Annotated in this window: 17 protein-coding genes; 4 read left to right on the forward strand and 13 right to left on the reverse strand. The window is 54.6% G+C overall.

Annotation, left to right across the window (positions count from 1 at the left end):
- The first annotated feature begins 18 nt into the window (after positions 1-18).
- Positions 19-2,325 carry a penicillin-binding protein 1A gene (locus QOY30_RS17085; protein WP_283745823.1) on the forward strand — a complete coding sequence of 769 codons (2,307 nt, stop codon included), beginning with the start codon at positions 19-21 and terminating at the stop codon, positions 2,323-2,325.
- 12 nt (positions 2,326-2,337) lie between these two features.
- Positions 2,338-2,943 carry a nucleotidyltransferase domain-containing protein gene (locus QOY30_RS17090; protein ID WP_283745824.1) on the forward strand — a complete coding sequence of 202 codons (606 nt, stop codon included), beginning with the start codon at positions 2,338-2,340 and terminating at the stop codon, positions 2,941-2,943.
- 58 nt (positions 2,944-3,001) lie between these two features.
- Here QOY30_RS17090 and ptsP read toward each other — a convergent pair whose 3' ends face one another.
- The 13 genes from ptsP to QOY30_RS17155 form a co-directional block, all read right to left on the reverse strand.
- The gene (ptsP, locus tag QOY30_RS17095; RefSeq protein ID WP_283745825.1) at positions 3,002-4,729 is read right to left on the reverse strand and encodes a phosphoenolpyruvate--protein phosphotransferase; all 1,728 of its coding nucleotides are present in this window, start codon (positions 4,727-4,729) and stop codon (positions 3,002-3,004) included.
- Complete coding sequence (locus QOY30_RS17100; RefSeq protein ID WP_283745826.1) at positions 4,726-4,995, reverse strand: HPr family phosphocarrier protein; 270 nt, start codon at positions 4,993-4,995, stop codon at positions 4,726-4,728. Before QOY30_RS17100 ends, ptsP begins: the two co-directional genes overlap by 4 nt.
- On the reverse strand, positions 4,967-5,389 hold the full coding sequence (locus QOY30_RS17105) for a PTS sugar transporter subunit IIA (protein WP_283745827.1): 423 nt from the start codon (positions 5,387-5,389) through the stop codon (positions 4,967-4,969). The genes QOY30_RS17100 and QOY30_RS17105 overlap by 29 nt, the downstream gene beginning before the upstream one ends.
- 195 nt (positions 5,390-5,584) lie before the next feature.
- Positions 5,585-6,691 carry an FAD:protein FMN transferase gene (locus QOY30_RS17110; protein ID WP_283745828.1) on the reverse strand — a complete coding sequence of 369 codons (1,107 nt, stop codon included), beginning with the start codon at positions 6,689-6,691 and terminating at the stop codon, positions 5,585-5,587.
- Entirely contained in the window at positions 6,688-7,962 is a 1,275-nt protein-coding gene (gshA, locus tag QOY30_RS17115) for a glutamate--cysteine ligase (protein ID WP_283745829.1), read from the reverse strand. Before gshA ends, QOY30_RS17110 begins: the two co-directional genes overlap by 4 nt.
- Before the next feature lie 199 nt (positions 7,963-8,161).
- On the reverse strand, positions 8,162-8,692 hold the full coding sequence (locus QOY30_RS17120; RefSeq protein ID WP_283745830.1) for an RBBP9/YdeN family alpha/beta hydrolase: 531 nt from the start codon (positions 8,690-8,692) through the stop codon (positions 8,162-8,164).
- Between the two features lie 17 nt (positions 8,693-8,709).
- Positions 8,710-9,414 carry a hypothetical protein gene (locus QOY30_RS17125; RefSeq protein ID WP_283745831.1) on the reverse strand — a complete coding sequence of 235 codons (705 nt, stop codon included), beginning with the start codon at positions 9,412-9,414 and terminating at the stop codon, positions 8,710-8,712.
- Positions 9,415-9,588: 174 nt separating this feature from the next.
- The gene (locus QOY30_RS17130) at positions 9,589-10,224 is read right to left on the reverse strand and encodes a hypothetical protein (protein ID WP_283745832.1); all 636 of its coding nucleotides are present in this window, start codon (positions 10,222-10,224) and stop codon (positions 9,589-9,591) included.
- A 204-nt stretch (positions 10,225-10,428) separates the two neighbouring features.
- Positions 10,429-10,812, reverse strand: coding sequence for a hypothetical protein (locus QOY30_RS17135; protein WP_283745833.1), 384 nt, complete (start codon positions 10,810-10,812; stop codon positions 10,429-10,431).
- A 32-nt stretch (positions 10,813-10,844) separates the two neighbouring features.
- A complete protein-coding gene (locus tag QOY30_RS17140; protein ID WP_283745834.1) occupies positions 10,845-11,120 on the reverse strand; it encodes a hypothetical protein in 276 nt (91 codons plus the stop codon).
- A gap of 41 nt (positions 11,121-11,161) precedes the next feature.
- The gene (locus tag QOY30_RS17145) at positions 11,162-11,482 is read right to left on the reverse strand and encodes a DUF2442 domain-containing protein (protein ID WP_283745835.1); all 321 of its coding nucleotides are present in this window, start codon (positions 11,480-11,482) and stop codon (positions 11,162-11,164) included.
- The gene (locus QOY30_RS17150; RefSeq protein WP_283745836.1) at positions 11,437-11,619 is read right to left on the reverse strand and encodes a DUF4160 domain-containing protein; all 183 of its coding nucleotides are present in this window, start codon (positions 11,617-11,619) and stop codon (positions 11,437-11,439) included. Before QOY30_RS17150 ends, QOY30_RS17145 begins: the two co-directional genes overlap by 46 nt.
- A gap of 361 nt (positions 11,620-11,980) precedes the next feature.
- Positions 11,981-12,316, reverse strand: a complete 336-nt coding sequence (locus QOY30_RS17155) for a GrlR family regulatory protein (RefSeq protein ID WP_283745837.1) — start codon at positions 12,314-12,316, stop codon at positions 11,981-11,983.
- Between the two features lie 386 nt (positions 12,317-12,702).
- Between QOY30_RS17155 and QOY30_RS17160 the strand changes: the two genes are divergently transcribed.
- Complete coding sequence (locus QOY30_RS17160; RefSeq protein ID WP_283745838.1) at positions 12,703-14,298, forward strand: ABC-F family ATPase; 1,596 nt, start codon at positions 12,703-12,705, stop codon at positions 14,296-14,298.
- A 142-nt stretch (positions 14,299-14,440) separates the two neighbouring features.
- Positions 14,441-15,244 (forward strand): glutamate racemase, encoded by an 804-nt coding sequence (murI, locus tag QOY30_RS17165; protein WP_283745839.1) that lies wholly within the window; start codon positions 14,441-14,443, stop codon positions 15,242-15,244.
- Positions 15,245-15,373: the final 129 nt, after the last annotated feature.

The following is a 15,373-nucleotide window of genomic DNA, read 5'->3' on the forward strand; positions in this document are numbered from 1 at the left end:
TAACTCGAACTCTCGCTCATGACTTCTCGTTGGTGGTTTTATCCTGCCTTGGCCGTACTCATCCTGCCGCTGCTACCGATCTTGCTCCTTGTCTTTGCATCAATAGTCACCTACCCGACATTGCCCTCTCTTGAAACATTGACCGACTATCGACCCAAGATGCCACTGAGGGTTTTTAGCGCGGAAGGAACGCTGATCGGCGAATTCGGCGAAGAACGCCGCGAACTGGTCAAGATCGAGGATGTGCCCGAGTTGATGAAAAAAGCCATTCTCGCGGCAGAAGATGACCGTTTCTATGAGCACGGCGGAGTGGATTACATTGGTGTACTCCGTGCTGCCTATTCCAATTTCACTTCAGGCGGAGTCAGGCAAGGAGCCAGCACGATCACCATGCAAGTCGCGCGAAATTTCTTTCTTTCCAAGGAAAAGACGCTTTCGCGCAAATTCAATGAAATGCTGCTTTCCTTCAAGATCGAACACAATCTGAGCAAAGACGAGATTCTGCAGCTTTACATCAATCACATTTATCTCGGACAACGTTCCTACGGCTTCGCTTCAGCCGCGCAAGTCTACTACTCGAAATCGCTAAACCAGCTCTCCCTGGCTGAAATGGCAATGCTGGCCGGCTTGCCCAAGGCGCCCGCCACGTTCAATCCCGTGGTAAACCCGGAACGTGCAAGGTTGCGCCAAATGTACGTTCTGCGACGCATGCACGACCTGGGCTATATCAACAATGCACAGTTCGACCTGGCCCAGAAAGAACCGATCGTAACCAGACAGTCAAACCGCAGACAGGAGTTCGCGGTCAATGCCAGCTATGTGGCTGAAATGGTAAGGCAGGAGATGTACGACCGCTATCAGGATGATGCGTACACGCAGGGCTACAGCGTCTACACCACCATTCGCGCGCAAGACCAGGCTATCGCCTATGCATCGCTGCGCAAGGGCGTGATGGAATACGACCATCGCCACGGCTATCGCGGACCGGAAGGCTATGTTGATCTGAAGAAAAACAGTACTGATGAACTCCTTGAAGACGCACTGGAAGATGTCCCAGACAGCGATGACTTGATCCCCGCTGTGGTTCTTTCCATCAGTTCCAAAGGCATCAAGGCTCACTGCAAGCGCGGGCAGGTCGTGGAAATCAACGGAGATGGACTTCGTTTCGCACAACAAACCCTGGGTGAAAAACTTGCGCTGAACCACCGTATCCGTGCCGGATCGCTGATCCGGGTTTTCAAGAACGAAAAGGACTCCTGGGAGATCACCCAACTGCCACAGGTCGAGTCCGCCTTCGTTTCAGCGAATCCGCGCGACGGAGCGATATTCGCACTGGTAGGCGGATTCGATTTCTATCGCAACCAGTTCAACCATGTCACCCAGGCATGGCGACAACCCGGCTCCAGTTTTAAACCGTTTATATATTCCGCCGCTTTGGAGAAGGGATTCACGCCTGCTTCCGTGATCAACGATGCGCCGCTGGTCATCGACCTTTCGCAGACGGGTGAAGAGCTGTGGCAGCCAAAAAACTATGAAGGCGGATTCGACGGTCCGATGCGCCTGCGCCAAGGTCTTGTCCGCTCCAAAAACCTGGTTTCCATCCGCATTCTGCAGGCGATCGGAGTCGAATATGCACAAGACTACGTCACCAAATTCGGCTTCGACAAGGACAAGATCAAACCTTTTCTGACCATGGCGCTGGGAGCTGGTTCTGTCACCCCCCTGCAACTGATGGGTGGCTATTCCGTCTTTGCCAATGGCGGCTACCGCATCATGCCCTATTTTATTCAGCGCATCGAAGACGGCCAGGGCAAGCTTGTTGGACAGGCGGCTCCCGTCGTTGCCGGAGAAGGGGCTGAACAGGTCATCGATGTGCGCAACGCGTTCACCATGGTCAACATGATGCAGGACGTGGTGAAACACGGCACCGCCATACGTGCCATGGAACTGGGCAGGCAAGACCTTGCGGGCAAGACCGGCACCACCAGCGACTCGATGGACGCCTGGTTTGCCGGCTTCCATCCCACTCTTGTCGCCGTTACATGGATAGGCTATGACAATCCGCAAAGTCTGGGCGAAAAAGAGACCGGCGGCGGTGCCGCTCTACCGATCTGGATGGGTTACATGGACAAGCTGCTGAAGGGCGTGCCCGAGGTCGAATACACAGTCCCGGAACATATAGTAACCGCACGCATCAACGATAACGGACTGCGCGATCCCAACGGCACCCATATCGAGTACTTCTATGAAGAAAATGTCCCGCCGGAACAGGGTGAGACTGTACCGGAAGGAAGCAAAGCAGAGACGAGCGGTCAACTCTTCTAACAACTATAGACGATGAGCAAACCCAGTATTCAGCGCCGCGACTTGATGCGCGAACAACTCGCACAGCAGGCTGCCAAATTGATGGCCGAGGACGGCATCACCGATCATGCCCTGGCCAAGCGCAAGGCAGCCCGTCAACTGGGCGCATCCGATACCCAACACTTGCCCAGCAACCAGGAAGTGGATGACGCCCTGCACAGCTATCGTTTCCTCTACCAGCACGACAGCCACCCTGACATCCTGTATCAGCTGCGTGAAGAGGCCCTCGCCGCCATGCACTTGCTGGCCGATTTCAATCCCTACCTTGTTGGTTCTGTATTGAGCGGCACGGCAGATGAAAATTCCGACATCAACCTCATGCTCTTCAGCGACGACGCGAAGGCTGTGCTGCTGTTCCTGCTCAAACATAACCTCGATTTTGAGGACGGGGAATGGAAAGTACGGGTGGGAGGGCATGAAGAAAACGTGCCGAGTTACACCCTGACCGGAGAATCCGGCGCGCAGACGCACATCATTGTCTTGCCCGAGAATGCACGCCACAGCGGTAGCCGTCACCCCGAGACGCACGCCAATATTGCGGCAGTGGAAACATTGTTAGCGGATTCGGCAAACAACTAGCCCCGAGACCGTACCCTGCACAGGGGCCTCTGCGAAACCGTAATCAATCTTTTCGGTATCAGGCGGAATTCAGCCGATCAAGCAGGTCGCGTATCTTCATCGGGTCATCGGCACGCATGATCTTCTGCACGAGCGGTGCCATCTCCGGCAGGCTGGTAGTGAGCACGCGCTGTTTGGTGCCCAGCAATTGGGCCGGGTGCATGGAGAATTGGCGCAAGCCCAAGCCAAGCAGCAATCGTGTGTATGCCAGCTCACCCGCCATTTCGCCGCATACCGAGATCGGTACCCCCGCCTTGTTCGCGCTACCGATGACGTGTGCCAGTAACTGCAGCACTGCGGGATGCAATGGATCGTACAAATGCGCCACTTCATCATCCGTGCGGTCGATCGCCAGCGTGTACTGGATCAGGTCATTGGTACCGATAGAGAGGAAATCCAGCTTCTTGATGAAAATATTGAGTGCCAGCGCTGCGGCGGGTATCTCGATCATGCCGCCAATCTGCACTTTCGGATCATAGGCGACGCCTTCATTCGCCAGACTTTGTTTTGCGCCTTCGATAAATTGCAGAGTCTGATTGATCTCCGAGACACCCGACAACATCGGCACCAGAATCTTCAAATTCCCGTAAGCCGAAGCGCGCAACAATGCCCGTAACTGCGCCCGAAACAGTTGCGGCTCGGCCAGGCATAACCGGATGGCGCGCAAACCGAGCGCCGGATTGCTGGCAACGCGCACCGCACCCTTGATCTGCTTGTCCGCGCCGAGATCGAAAGTACGAATGGTAACGGGCAGGCCTTCCATGCCCTCTACCACTTCACGGTAGGCGTTGAATTGCTCTTCCTCGTCAGGCAAATTGTCGCGGTTGAGGAACAGGAACTCGCTGCGGAACAGGCCGATGCCGGTGGCACCGTTCTCTTTCACCTCCATCAGGTCATTCGGCATCTCGATGTTGGCGTGCAGTTCGATGTGCGTGCCATCCAGCGTATCGGCATGCGCGGTCTTCAGCCGCTTCAGCTTCTGCCGTTCCAGTTCCCATTGGCTCTTGCGCAATCTGTAATCGGCCAGCAGATGCTTGTCCGGATCGACAATAACCACGCCCTGCTCGCCGTCGACGATGAGCATGTCGTGGTCCTTGATCAGTTCGCGCGCGTGGTGCAGGCCGACCACACACGGCGTGTTCAGGCTGCGTGCCACGATGGATGTGTGCGAGGTCGCTCCGCCCAGATCGGTGAGAATGCCGAAGAACTGGTGCGGCTTGAGCTGGATCAAATCGGCGGGGCTGACGTCATGTGCGACAAGGATCATTTCCACATCGTGCTTGGTGGTGGGCGGCACATGCCCGGATTCCCCGTTCAGCGCTTTCAATACGCGCTCAACCACCTGCACGACATCGGTCTTGCGCTCTCGCAGATAAGTATCCTCGAAGGCTTCGAACTGCGTGACCAATTCGTCCATTTGCATTTTCAGCGCCCACTCGGCATTGCAGTGTTCGCGCAAGACCATCTGGCGTGCTGCCTGACTGATATGCTCGTCGCCAAGGATCATCAGATGAATGTCCAGAAACGCATCGAACTCGGCCGCCGCCTGTTGCGGACGGTAGCTGCGCAAATCGGTCAGTTCCGTGCGTGTGGCTTCCAGCGCAGCATCCAAGCGCGCGACTTCTTCATCGACCAGATGTTTGGGCAACACGTAGTGCGCCACTTCAAGCGAAGTGTGCGACACCAGATGCGCATGGCCGATGGCGATGCCGCCGGAGACTGGAAGGCCGTGCAGCGTGAAGCTCATTCACCTTCTCCGAAGTAGTCGTTTATCAACGCAAGGAGTGCTGTCATCGCTTCCTGCTCCTTTTCTCCCGTTGTTTCGATATTGATACTCGAACCTTTTGCCGCCGCCAACATCATCACGCCCATGATGCTTTTGGCATTCACGCGGCGCCCATTGCGGGTCAACCATACTTCGCAGGGAAATTGCGAAGCAAGTTGGGTGAGTTTTGCGGAAGCCCGGGCATGCAGCCCCAGCTTGTTAATAATTAGCGCATCTTGTTGCAACATTGCCGCCTTCCGAATCAATAGAAACAATACATTCCCTGCCGCCATCCAGGGCACGTTGCACCTGCTCGTCCAGCGACTTGTTGCAATTGCATGCCACGCGCAAAAGCATCGGCAGGTTCACGCCTGCCACGCCTTCGATGCGGCCTGGCTGGCACAACCGCCGCGCGATATTGCAAGGTGTGGCGCCGTAAACGTCCGATAGCAGCAATACTCCCTGTCCATCATCGAGTTCGGCGATCAGCGCACGCGCCTCTTCTTCCTTGAGTGCCGGATCGTCCTGTGCCAGAACAGACAAGGCTTTGACATGCGCGGGCGCACTACCCATGACGTGACGTACACAATCGATCAGGCTTTCGCCCAGACCGTTATGCGTAATAAGCAGGATACCGACCAATCAATACACTCCTATCAAATGTGCCAGAAGCGCGCCGACTACCAGCAATACATCCACCCGTAGCGCAACAGCCAGCGCAGTGTGACGGCTGTCTCTGCGCGCTTCCGTTCTCCTAATCCACGATCGCGCGTATCTTTTTTGGCGCATGCTGCCCGGTCGTGCGCCGGATATTTTGTTGCAACGGATCGTTGGCGTTCATTGCACAACCTCCCGCAGCGTGGATTCATCCGTGAATTTTAGCCGTTTCTGCATCGCAGCGGTAAGATGCACGACGCCCCGGGCGTCGATCAGCAACGCCTCTTCCAGCTGCATTTTCCGCGCATAGCCCAGCCATCCCTGAACTCCTGAAACGAACAATGGCTTGGATGAAGCGTCGGACAGCAATCCGGCATGCTCGCCGTGCGTGAGAATGGTGACCGCTTCCACACCTTGCACCGGGTGTCCGTTGCGCGGATCGATCAGATGGCAATAGCGCTTGCCGTCCAATTCGAAATAGCGCTGATAGTCGCCCGAAGTACCGATGGCCTCGCCATCATGCAGTTCCAGCGTGGCAAGCGGACCGGGTTTGCGCGGATGCTGGATGCCGACGCGCCATGCGCGCGAGCCATGCGTACCCAGCGCCATGACATTGCCGCCGATGTTGATGAGCGCATTGTGTATGCCCTGCTGTTTCAGAATGGCGGCAGCACGATCCAGCGCGTAACCCTTGGCGTAGCCGCCGAGATCGATCTTCACGTATTTGTTCTTGCTGGAAATGACTTCCCCTTCATTTCCCTCTTCCGACTTCCCCCCGAAAGGAGGAAGAACAACTGCTCTCTTCCCCGTCGGTGGCGAAGGGGAAAAAGCCAGGTCGCTCATCTGCGGATTCGCTTTTACCAGCGCAGCGATTTTCTTTTCATCCGGCAGCACCGCCTTGAAGTCGTCCGCCTGAAATCCCCACGCCTGAATCAGTCCGCCGATGGCCGGATTGAATAATCCGTCGGACTGGGCGGATACTCGCGCCGCATCCTTCAGCATCATCGCCAGCTCCGGAGAGACTTGCCTGCTTTTGCCTTGCGCAATGGCTGCATTCAGGTCACTCAACTCGGAGGGCTTCCATGCATGCAACATGTCGTGCAAACGCTGAAATTCCTGCATCACCAGAACAACCGCCTGTCGTGCTTTCGCATCGCTCTCGCCGTAGATGGTGACATCCACCTGCGTGCCGAAAACATAAGCCTGCTCCTGGTAGAGCGGCTCTTTGCCGCAAGCGACAAGCTGCAGTACCAGCAGCAATAGAGCGAGACGTGAAAGAAACTTCATTGCTGCATTTCTGCCAATTCTACCGCCGCGGCGAGCATTGCCAATCTTCCCACCACCCCGTAGGCATAGAAACGGTTGGGCGTGTCGTCCGGCGCGCAATCCGGATTGGGAAAGGCGCAGCAGGATTCGAAGGCCAAGGGAGAGAAACTCATGCCCGGCGCATTCAGGTTCTCGTCCACGCCACGGCTGGTGTGCACGCGGTAAAAGCCGCCGACCACAAAGTGGTCGATCATGTAAATCACGGGTTCGGCCACCGCGCCATTGATGTCTTCGAAGGTGTAGACGCCTTCCTGTATCAGCACGTCGGAGACCTGCATCCCTTCTTTAATCACTGCCATCTTGTTGCGCTGCTTGCGGTTAAGGTCGCGCACTTCGCTCGCGTCCTTTACCGTCATGATGCCCATGCCGTAAGTGCCCGCGTCGGCCTTGACAATCACGAAGGGATCTTCTTTCACACCATACTCGGCGTATTTGGCGCGGATTTGCTGCAGCACAGTATCGACCTGCGCAGCGAGACATTCCTCGCCGGTGCGCGCATGGAAGTCAACCTCGCCGCACACGGCAAAATAGGGGTTGATGAGCCAGGAATCGATGTCCAGCAGTTTGGCGAATTCATCGGCGACCTTGTCGTAAGCAGCGAAATGCTTCGACTTGCGCCGCGTCATCCAGCCTGCTTCCAGCGGTGGCATCACGTTCTGCTCAAGATTCTTCAGAATATCCGGCACGCCCGCCGAAAGATCGTTGTTCAGCAATACCACGCAGGGATCGAAACCGTCCGTCATGCCCAGGCGGTTGCCTTTGCGCTGGATCGGCTCCAGTGTGAGCGTCCCGCCGTTGGGCAGCTGCATTGGCGTCGGCTGGGTGATCTCCGGCAACAGGCTGCCGACGCGAACTTTCAACCCGGCCTGGCGCAATATCTGCGTCAGTTGCGTCACATTCTGCAGATAGAACTGATTGCGGGTGTGATTTTCCGGAATGACCAACACCCCGCGCGCTTCCGGGCAGATTTTTTCGATCGCACTCTGCGCGGCGTGCACACACAAAGGCCAGAAATCCGGGTTCAGGTTGTTGAAACCGCCCGGGAACAGGTTGGTATCGACCGGGGCAAGCTTGAATCCGCTGTTGCGCAGATCGACCGACGTGTAGAACGGGATCGTATGTTCCAGCCATTGCGTGCGGAACCAGCGCTCTATGGCGGGCTGTTCACTCAGGAAGCGTCGCTCCAGATCGAGCAACGGGCCTTTCAATGCGGTGGTGAGGTGCGGGACCATGTGTCTACCTGCGAAAACAAGGCTCACATTCTAGCCGATTGGCATCACCTCATGCGCAAGCAAGCAGGAGGCTAGCCTTCAAGGGAGTGCGGGATTCGCCGACGCCGCCGGGTAATTGCCTGAAGATGCCCGTCGTTACTCGCCCACAGGCCGGTTACCTTGCAAGAATAGGGCGTCGTTGTGGAAGAACACTGTCTGATCAACCCCGGAGCTGTTCGAGCAATGCGTAGCCTTCTCTCCAGTCGCCAAGCCCGCTGCTTGCATTGATATGGCCGCGATTGCCGATATGCACAACACGGCTGCCCCAGGCTTGAGCCAGACGCTCTGCGTGTTCAGCAGAACCATACGGGTCGTCTCTGCTAATCACAACGGTGCTGCGGAGCGAAAGCGGCTGAGTTGGCGTTAGGGAATATCCCGTCACATCCGGAGGACAGTTCGGCCCGTTCGGATCGGGCACCGCCACCAGCAAAGCTCCTGCCGCAGGTGAATGAGGACCGGCCGCCCAATGCGCGATGGTCAGACAGCCGAGGCTGTGCGCCACCAGGATAACCCGGGGTCCGGCTTGTTTCACGGCGGCTTCCAGCGTTGCAACCCACTCTTCGCAAACCGGCTTGTCCCAGTCGCGTTGTTGTACGCGCACGAAGTCAGGGTGCGCATTCTCCCAGAGGGATTGCCAGTGCTGTGGCCCGGAGTCGCCGATGCCGGGCAGGATGAGGACGGGTGTAGACATATAAGATTCGTATCCTGTCAATCGGGCAATCTATTTCGCAACTCGTCTCGATCGAACCACCAGCTGTTACCCACGATCGCGTCCACTGCCTGGGACAAACGTGGCAGAAACACCTGCGGATCGCGCAGCTCCAGCCTGTCCAGCCACCGGTTCATCGCCTCCTGATCCTGCACATTGCCATGGCGCTTGGCCACCATCGCGATGAGGTTGTCGACGAGAAAGCACTGGCTTTCATGCTGGTCATCGTCGGCGCGCAGATCAACCACATAACGCGCCGCGATTGCGGCCAAGGCACCGACATCCGAAACATCGGGCGTCTCCTCCACCAGATGGATCAGCATCGCAATCGTCAGTTCCGGATCGACCGGAAAGGTAATGGCCAGCCATATACCCATCCCTAGCGCGGCCATGGAATCGTCCTGCCCGGCCTGAAACAGCACATCGCACGCCTCCACCGCGTCCTGCCAGGATTCCTGTTGCAGGGAAATCCGGAATGCCTCGCGCGCAATGTCCCACGCCTCCTTCTTGCGCTCCAACGCATTCAGCAGTTCGGCGATGTCCATTTGCAGCCGTGCGCGCTGCAGCGAAGTTGTGTCTGACAGTGCGCTTAGCTCTTGGAGCTTTTCGGCGAGATGCTGCTTCAGCTCGGCTTGCTCTGCGGCTGATAGACCATCATTGGCGTGTTTGATTAACGGGGTGATGGCGGGGATGTTTTCGTTCATTCGATTGCGGGTAACGGATTTCAGGAAGGCTGTAGTTTAAACCAAGTAATCTTTCGAACCTGACCTGCTCAATTCACTGTTGGCGTTGAGGTTGACCGAATGGTTGGCAATCAGCACGTTGAGTTAAGCGCAGAGATAGCCCCTTTAATTTAGTACTTTGATTCCGCTTTAGTCTCAATCTGTCACACCTACGAATATGCTCTTGTACAAAACAGTAGTAATGAGTTTTCTTTCTTCCTCACTTAGAACATGACGTAAGCGAAATGATTTATCGATATTTTCAAAACGAGAGTTTAGTGCCAGCACTGACTGACCTTTTGGAGTCAATTTGCAGACAAAACTTCTTTGATTTTGTGTTATTGGGACAGATGTTGAGACCAAATCTGAACTTACTAGATTTCGCAGCAATTCAACGGTAGGTTCTTGCGCAAATAAATCGACGCCATATGAGCCAATATCAATATAAGACGATGTAGTTCTGCGAGCCACGTTTGCGACGTGATTTTCTTCGCGCCCGTAGTGAGCAGCCTGCATATTTGGCAAGTCTACTTGATTCTTAAATCGTACATTCTTTAGCAACGTCAAGTGCAGTTTACTCAATCCTATCGTACCAATTAGCTCATCCCAACTATGTCGCGTCATCAATTGCTTGATTGCCGCGTCCGTATCGGGAAGAAGGTTGGTTACTGTGCTTATAAACTGTGCTTCTTCTTGGTTTTTATTTTTTTCGGTATCTTGTTCTTTAGCTTTCCTTTCTTCACCCAGTTGCTTTTGTTGTCGCTCCATACGGGAACTCAGCAGGCCCATCACGATGAAGGCGCCAAAGAGGCATGTCATTATGATGCCTGGGACTGTCACGCTTACCTCCTATGCGTATATTTATGGTTCATGTAGACAACTGCACCACCACTATACGGTGCTGTCGAAATGAAATTTCCATTCCTATAAAGCTAAACTTTGTGCACCATATCTCATCGCAAAACAGAACTTGATAAAGACACCTTATAGTTGTTCTCATTTGCGTAAGAGTCTTTGCACTGTACCTACTCTCTCTATTGTTGGCAGCCAAAGCCTAACATCTTTAATGAAATCCTCTAGGAAACCGGATTCAATTTCTATTCCATCACCAAGAAAGTGGATGTCGGATATTCTCAACCCAGGCATTGCCACAATATTGTTACGCAGTTCTTCTCCATGCTCGTAAGAATCCAATAGGCCAGCGGCATGAACGATACAATTTCTTGCGTATATCAAGTATTCAAGGAACTGAATTTTCGATTCTAAGCCCAATTTCGTTTTGTCATTAAACACGGTCAGTATATATACCGCCTCATTCTGTTTTTTCCGCTTTTTTGACTGCTCTGGAAAATCAAAGGTTGCGCGCTTCTTTAATGCCAATAGCACCCATTCAATTGTTGTAATTAACGCGATTAAAGCCGCGTAGCGGACTCTTGTGTCAGGCTTACTTCAAATCTGTACTCCACACCTTCCAGCATATGATCTCGATACTGGACCTCAGATTGTGGGTCATCGAATCCCACGTCATCACATTCTTTCTGAGCACGCTGAAGCTCCCGATGTTTTTGCCAGCCAATGTTGCTCTGCGAAAACTCGAGAAAGTCTTCCACATCTCCGAGCATCGAAAGTGTATCGAGACCAAAAAAGGTCTGATCAAGAAGCGAATCTAGGTCGAGCGTAGTCCCCATGAAGTTTTAAATCCAACTAAGCGGCGACACGGCTAAACGGACTAAATGGGAACAGACCACGTTTTATTTTCCCCAATCTCCTCATGTACCCACAGCGGATCAAGATCAGCCCCATTCGGCCAAGTGAGCGCACCTAGCTCGATGCTGACTTGCTGAAACAACTGAGCATCTTTGAGTGCGGCGAAAATACCTGCATTCGCACTATTCACCAGTGCCGACATATCGACGATACCGCTCGTGCCGTCGTTGCAGGTGATTGAAAGCCGATAGCCCTGTTGCACATTGACTGTACGCACACGCCAAGGTGCGGCTGCGATTACTCCAGCGGGGCGATGTTCTTGGGTAACTGTTTCGATTTGCATAGGTTCCAGTCCTCCATCAATTCGGTGCGATGTTGTGCTGCCCATTCGAGTACGAGTGCCTGAGCACGTCTCGGCAGGTTACCTCTGATGATTTCCAATGTGCGAATGTCGATCAAGGCTTCGTACTCGCCATACATGGCGTGAAAGTGGGCGGTGCATGCTCACGCCAGAACATCTGGATGATGATTCCGAAGAACTGGCTGATGGTTGGCATGTATTACCTCCTTGTTGCCAGTTTACCAGCAACCCCATCCTTCGACAGACTCAGGACAGGCTGACCTTCGGTCAGGCCGGTGTCCAGTTGGTTGAGATAGGGGTTCGCAGTTTTGTAGGTGGGCAATTATGCCCACGAGGTAGATGCGTTGAGGTGGATTTACCGCGTGGGCACAAAAACATGCCTACCCGGCTTCCATTTTTAAGCCCTGACGTTAAGTTGAGGGGCTGACGCGGGCTGCTTCGCGGCAGTCCCGCTAGAACGTTAGGTTAGGGCTATGGCAACTACGGAAGCTCAGCACGGCGAACAGCCTTGATTGTGATTTTGCGCGCTGGATCTTCAACTACATGGCCGGACAAAACCATTTCATTTTGCGCAGGCGTTCCGGTAACTTTCATATTGAAGTTGTCCAACCCGACAACCGAGGACATACCCTGAACATCGGCATATTTTTTTACGTTTATCTCGGCGTGAATGACACCGTTTTCAACTTTGAAACTACCGACATAAATCATGGCGCTGTCACCACCAAAAACTCGACCTGTTTCAAAAACAACAACGCCGTTACCTTGCATACCAAAACTAGATTTAAACTCAACTGACCAAAGTGCTTCTAACATGATTAACCTCAATTTAGTAATTTACAAAGTGATGCTGATACTTGGCGACCATTATGGATAAGAGCCCTAACGTAAAGCGGTGTATAACTCTACCCATATCGCAATCAATCTGTTGATTTCTTGGAAGAACCAAGCGAATAGCCAAATAGTGGCTCTGATAACACACCTGTCATTGCATTTCCAACCTAACTACTCACTCAGTGATGAATTCGAGACATCTTTGAACTAGCTATGTCACCCGAATTACCGTTCGAAGTCAATCGCCGCTCTTCGGGTGCCATGCCGCCATCGCGTCCGAAATAGCACTTACAGACCACCATGAAGCCTAAGGTCAGCTCGCCTCCCGTCAGTGGTAGAATGCGCGCCTTCGAAAATAAGGCAGTCCCATGTTATCTACAGCAAATATCACCATGCAGTTCGGCGCCAAGCCGTTGTTTGAAAACGTCTCGGTCAAATTCGGCGACGGCAACCGCTACGGCTTGATCGGCGCCAACGGTTGCGGCAAGTCCACGTTCATGAAGATCCTCGGTGGCGATTTGGAACAATCTTCCGGCGAAGTCATGCTGGACAAGACCGAGCGCTTGGGCAAGTTGCGCCAGGACCAGTTCGCGTATGAAGACAATCGCGTACTGGATGTGGTGATGATGGGGCACGACGAAATGTGGGAGGCGATGGCCGAGCGCGATGCGATTTATGCCAATCCCGATGCAAGTGAAGAAGATTACATGCGTGCCGCAGATCTGGAAGCGACCTTTGCCGAGTATGACGGCTATACCGCCGAAGCACGGGCGGGTGAGTTGCTGCTGGGTCTGGGCATCGCCATCGAGTTGCATCAGGGCAACATGAGCGCGGTGGCGCCGGGCTTCAAGCTGCGCGTGCTGCTGGCACAGGCTCTGTTCTCCAATCCGGACATCCTGCTGCTGGACGAGCCAACCAACAACCTGGACATCAATACGATCCGCTGGCTGGAAGACATCCTGAATGCGCGCAATTCGACGATGGTGATCATCTCCCACGACCGCCATTTTTTGAACAGCGTGTGCACGCACATGGCCGACCTCGACTACGGCAAGATTACCGTGTACCCGGGCAACTACAACGATTACATGCTGGCTTCCACACAGGCGCGCGAGCAGCAGTCGTCGGACAACGCCAAGGCCAAGGAAAAGGTTGCCGAGCTGAAAGCCTTCGTGGCTCGCTTCTCGGCCAATGCTTCCAAAGCCAAGCAGGCCACGTCGCGCGCGCGCCAGATCGACAAGATCAAGATCGAGGACATCAAGCCTTCCAGCCGCCAGTACCCATTCATACGCTTCGATTACGACGAGCGTGACAAGCTGCACCGCGTTGCCGTGGAAGTAGAGAAGATGGCCAAGGGCTACGACCGCATGCTGTTCTCCAACGTCAATTTCCGCATCGACGCGGGCGAAAAGGTTGCCATCATCGGCCCCAACGGTATTGGTAAAACCACACTATTGCGCTGCCTAGCAGGCGAGCTTGCACCCGATACCGGCAGCATCAAGTGGGCGGAGAAAGCCAAACTCGGCTATTACGCGCAGGACCATGCCGCCGACTTTGCCCAGGACAAAGAAATGATGGAATGGATGACCGATTGGCGCGGCCCGACCGACGACGACCAGGTGGTGCGCGGCACGCTGGGTCGTTTGCTGTTCTCCGGCGACGACGTGAAGAAGCGCGTGAAGGTGCTGTCCGGCGGCGAAAAGGGCCGCATGTTGTTCGGCAAGCTGATGCTGGCAAAATCCAACGTGCTGCTGATGGACGAGCCGACCAACCACATGGACATGGAAGCCATCGAGTCGCTCAACACGGCACTCGACCTGTTCAAGGGCACGCTGATCTTCGTGAGCCATGACCGCGAGTTCGTGAGTTCGTTGGCAACGCGCATCATTGAGATCTCGGCCAAGGGCGTGAACGACTATCACGGCACGTATGAAGAATTCCTGCGTGACCAGATGGCGGAATAATAATACGGCGTCATTCCGGCGGAGGCCGGAATCCAGCCAATTTATTGGCCTCGCGTAGCGGGACTGCATTTGATTTTGTCCGCTATGCGGATATGTTTTACTGCTGGATTCCGGCCTCCGCCGGAATGACGGGAGTTTAGGTGTGACTATCTCTACTGGTGCGATCGGCGTTTTCGATTCGGGTGTGGGCGGGCTATCCGTCCTGCAACACATACGCCAGACGCTCCCGCATGAACGCCTGATTTACGTCGCCGATTCCGGTCACGTTCCTTATGGCGACAAATCTACGGACTACATCGAGCAGCGCTCGCACACCCTCACCCGTTTTCTGATCGGGCAGGGTGCGGATGCCGTCGTCATCGCCTGTAATACCGCCACGGCTGCAGCTGTGGCGAGCCTGCGCAGCGAGTTTTCACTGCCCATCGTCGGCATGGAACCCGCAGTCAAACCTGCCGTCGCGGCCACCCGTAGCGGCGTTGTCGGCGTACTCGCCACCATCGGCACCTTGGAAAGCGCGCGCTTCGCCGCACTGCTGGAACGCTATGGCGAAGAAGTGGAGATCGTCACTCAGGGCTGCCCGGGTTTGGTCGAGCAAGTTGAACTGGGTGAACTGAACAGCGCGCGAACTCTTGAATTGGTCAAACGCTACACCATTCCGTTACTTGAGCGCGGGGCGGATACGTTAATACTGGGCTGCACTCATTACCCTTTCCTGGCTCCGCTGATTCGCGATGCAGTCGGCGCCAACATTACCCTGGTCGATACCGGTGCTGCCGTTGCCCTGCAGCTGCGTCGGCGCATTCAGACCGAATTGCCCGCGCGCGCTCACGGCGACGGAAGTACGCGTTTTTTCACCAGCGGCGATGCCGGGCAAGCTTCACGCATCATGTCTGCGTTGTGGAAGAGCGATGTTGTCGCGGCGCGCTTACCGCTTGAGTTTTTATAACCTGCCCACGGAATCTTGGTTGCGGAATTTGTCGATTCGCTGGTTTATTGGCTGGCATTTCTATGGGCATGACAGACAAAACCGGCATAAACTGTAATTCTTAAAACCTGTTTCAACCATCGCCTATCG

The organism is Sideroxydans sp. CL21 (assembly GCF_902459525.1).
GTDB lineage: Bacteria > Pseudomonadota > Gammaproteobacteria > Burkholderiales > Gallionellaceae > Sideroxyarcus.

What these genes read in the sequence shown, in the direction of transcription:
- QOY30_RS17090 (WP_283745824.1), top strand. Translation starts at nt 2,338, where the DNA reads ATGAGCAAACCCAGTATTCAGCGCCGCGACTTGATGCGCGAACAACTC.
- gshA (WP_283745829.1), bottom strand. Translation starts at nt 7,962, where the DNA reads ATGGTCCCGCACCTCACCACCGCATTGAAAGGCCCGTTGCTCGATCTG.
- QOY30_RS17110 (WP_283745828.1), bottom strand. Translation starts at nt 6,691, where the DNA reads ATGAAGTTTCTTTCACGTCTCGCTCTATTGCTGCTGGTACTGCAGCTT.
- QOY30_RS17125 (WP_283745831.1), bottom strand. Translation starts at nt 9,414, where the DNA reads ATGAACGAAAACATCCCCGCCATCACCCCGTTAATCAAACACGCCAAT.
- QOY30_RS17120 (WP_283745830.1), bottom strand. Translation starts at nt 8,692, where the DNA reads ATGTCTACACCCGTCCTCATCCTGCCCGGCATCGGCGACTCCGGGCCA.
- ptsP (WP_283745825.1), bottom strand. Translation starts at nt 4,729, where the DNA reads ATGAGCTTCACGCTGCACGGCCTTCCAGTCTCCGGCGGCATCGCCATC.
- QOY30_RS17150 (WP_283745836.1), bottom strand. Translation starts at nt 11,619, where the DNA reads ATGTATGGCGAGTACGAAGCCTTGATCGACATTCGCACATTGGAAATC.
- QOY30_RS17145 (WP_283745835.1), bottom strand. Translation starts at nt 11,482, where the DNA reads ATGCAAATCGAAACAGTTACCCAAGAACATCGCCCCGCTGGAGTAATC.
- QOY30_RS17140 (WP_283745834.1), bottom strand. Translation starts at nt 11,120, where the DNA reads ATGGGGACTACGCTCGACCTAGATTCGCTTCTTGATCAGACCTTTTTT.
- QOY30_RS17100 (WP_283745826.1), bottom strand. Translation starts at nt 4,995, where the DNA reads ATGTTGCAACAAGATGCGCTAATTATTAACAAGCTGGGGCTGCATGCC.
- QOY30_RS17155 (WP_283745837.1), bottom strand. Translation starts at nt 12,316, where the DNA reads ATGTTAGAAGCACTTTGGTCAGTTGAGTTTAAATCTAGTTTTGGTATG.
- QOY30_RS17160 (WP_283745838.1), top strand. Translation starts at nt 12,703, where the DNA reads ATGTTATCTACAGCAAATATCACCATGCAGTTCGGCGCCAAGCCGTTG.
- QOY30_RS17085 (WP_283745823.1), top strand. Translation starts at nt 19, where the DNA reads ATGACTTCTCGTTGGTGGTTTTATCCTGCCTTGGCCGTACTCATCCTG.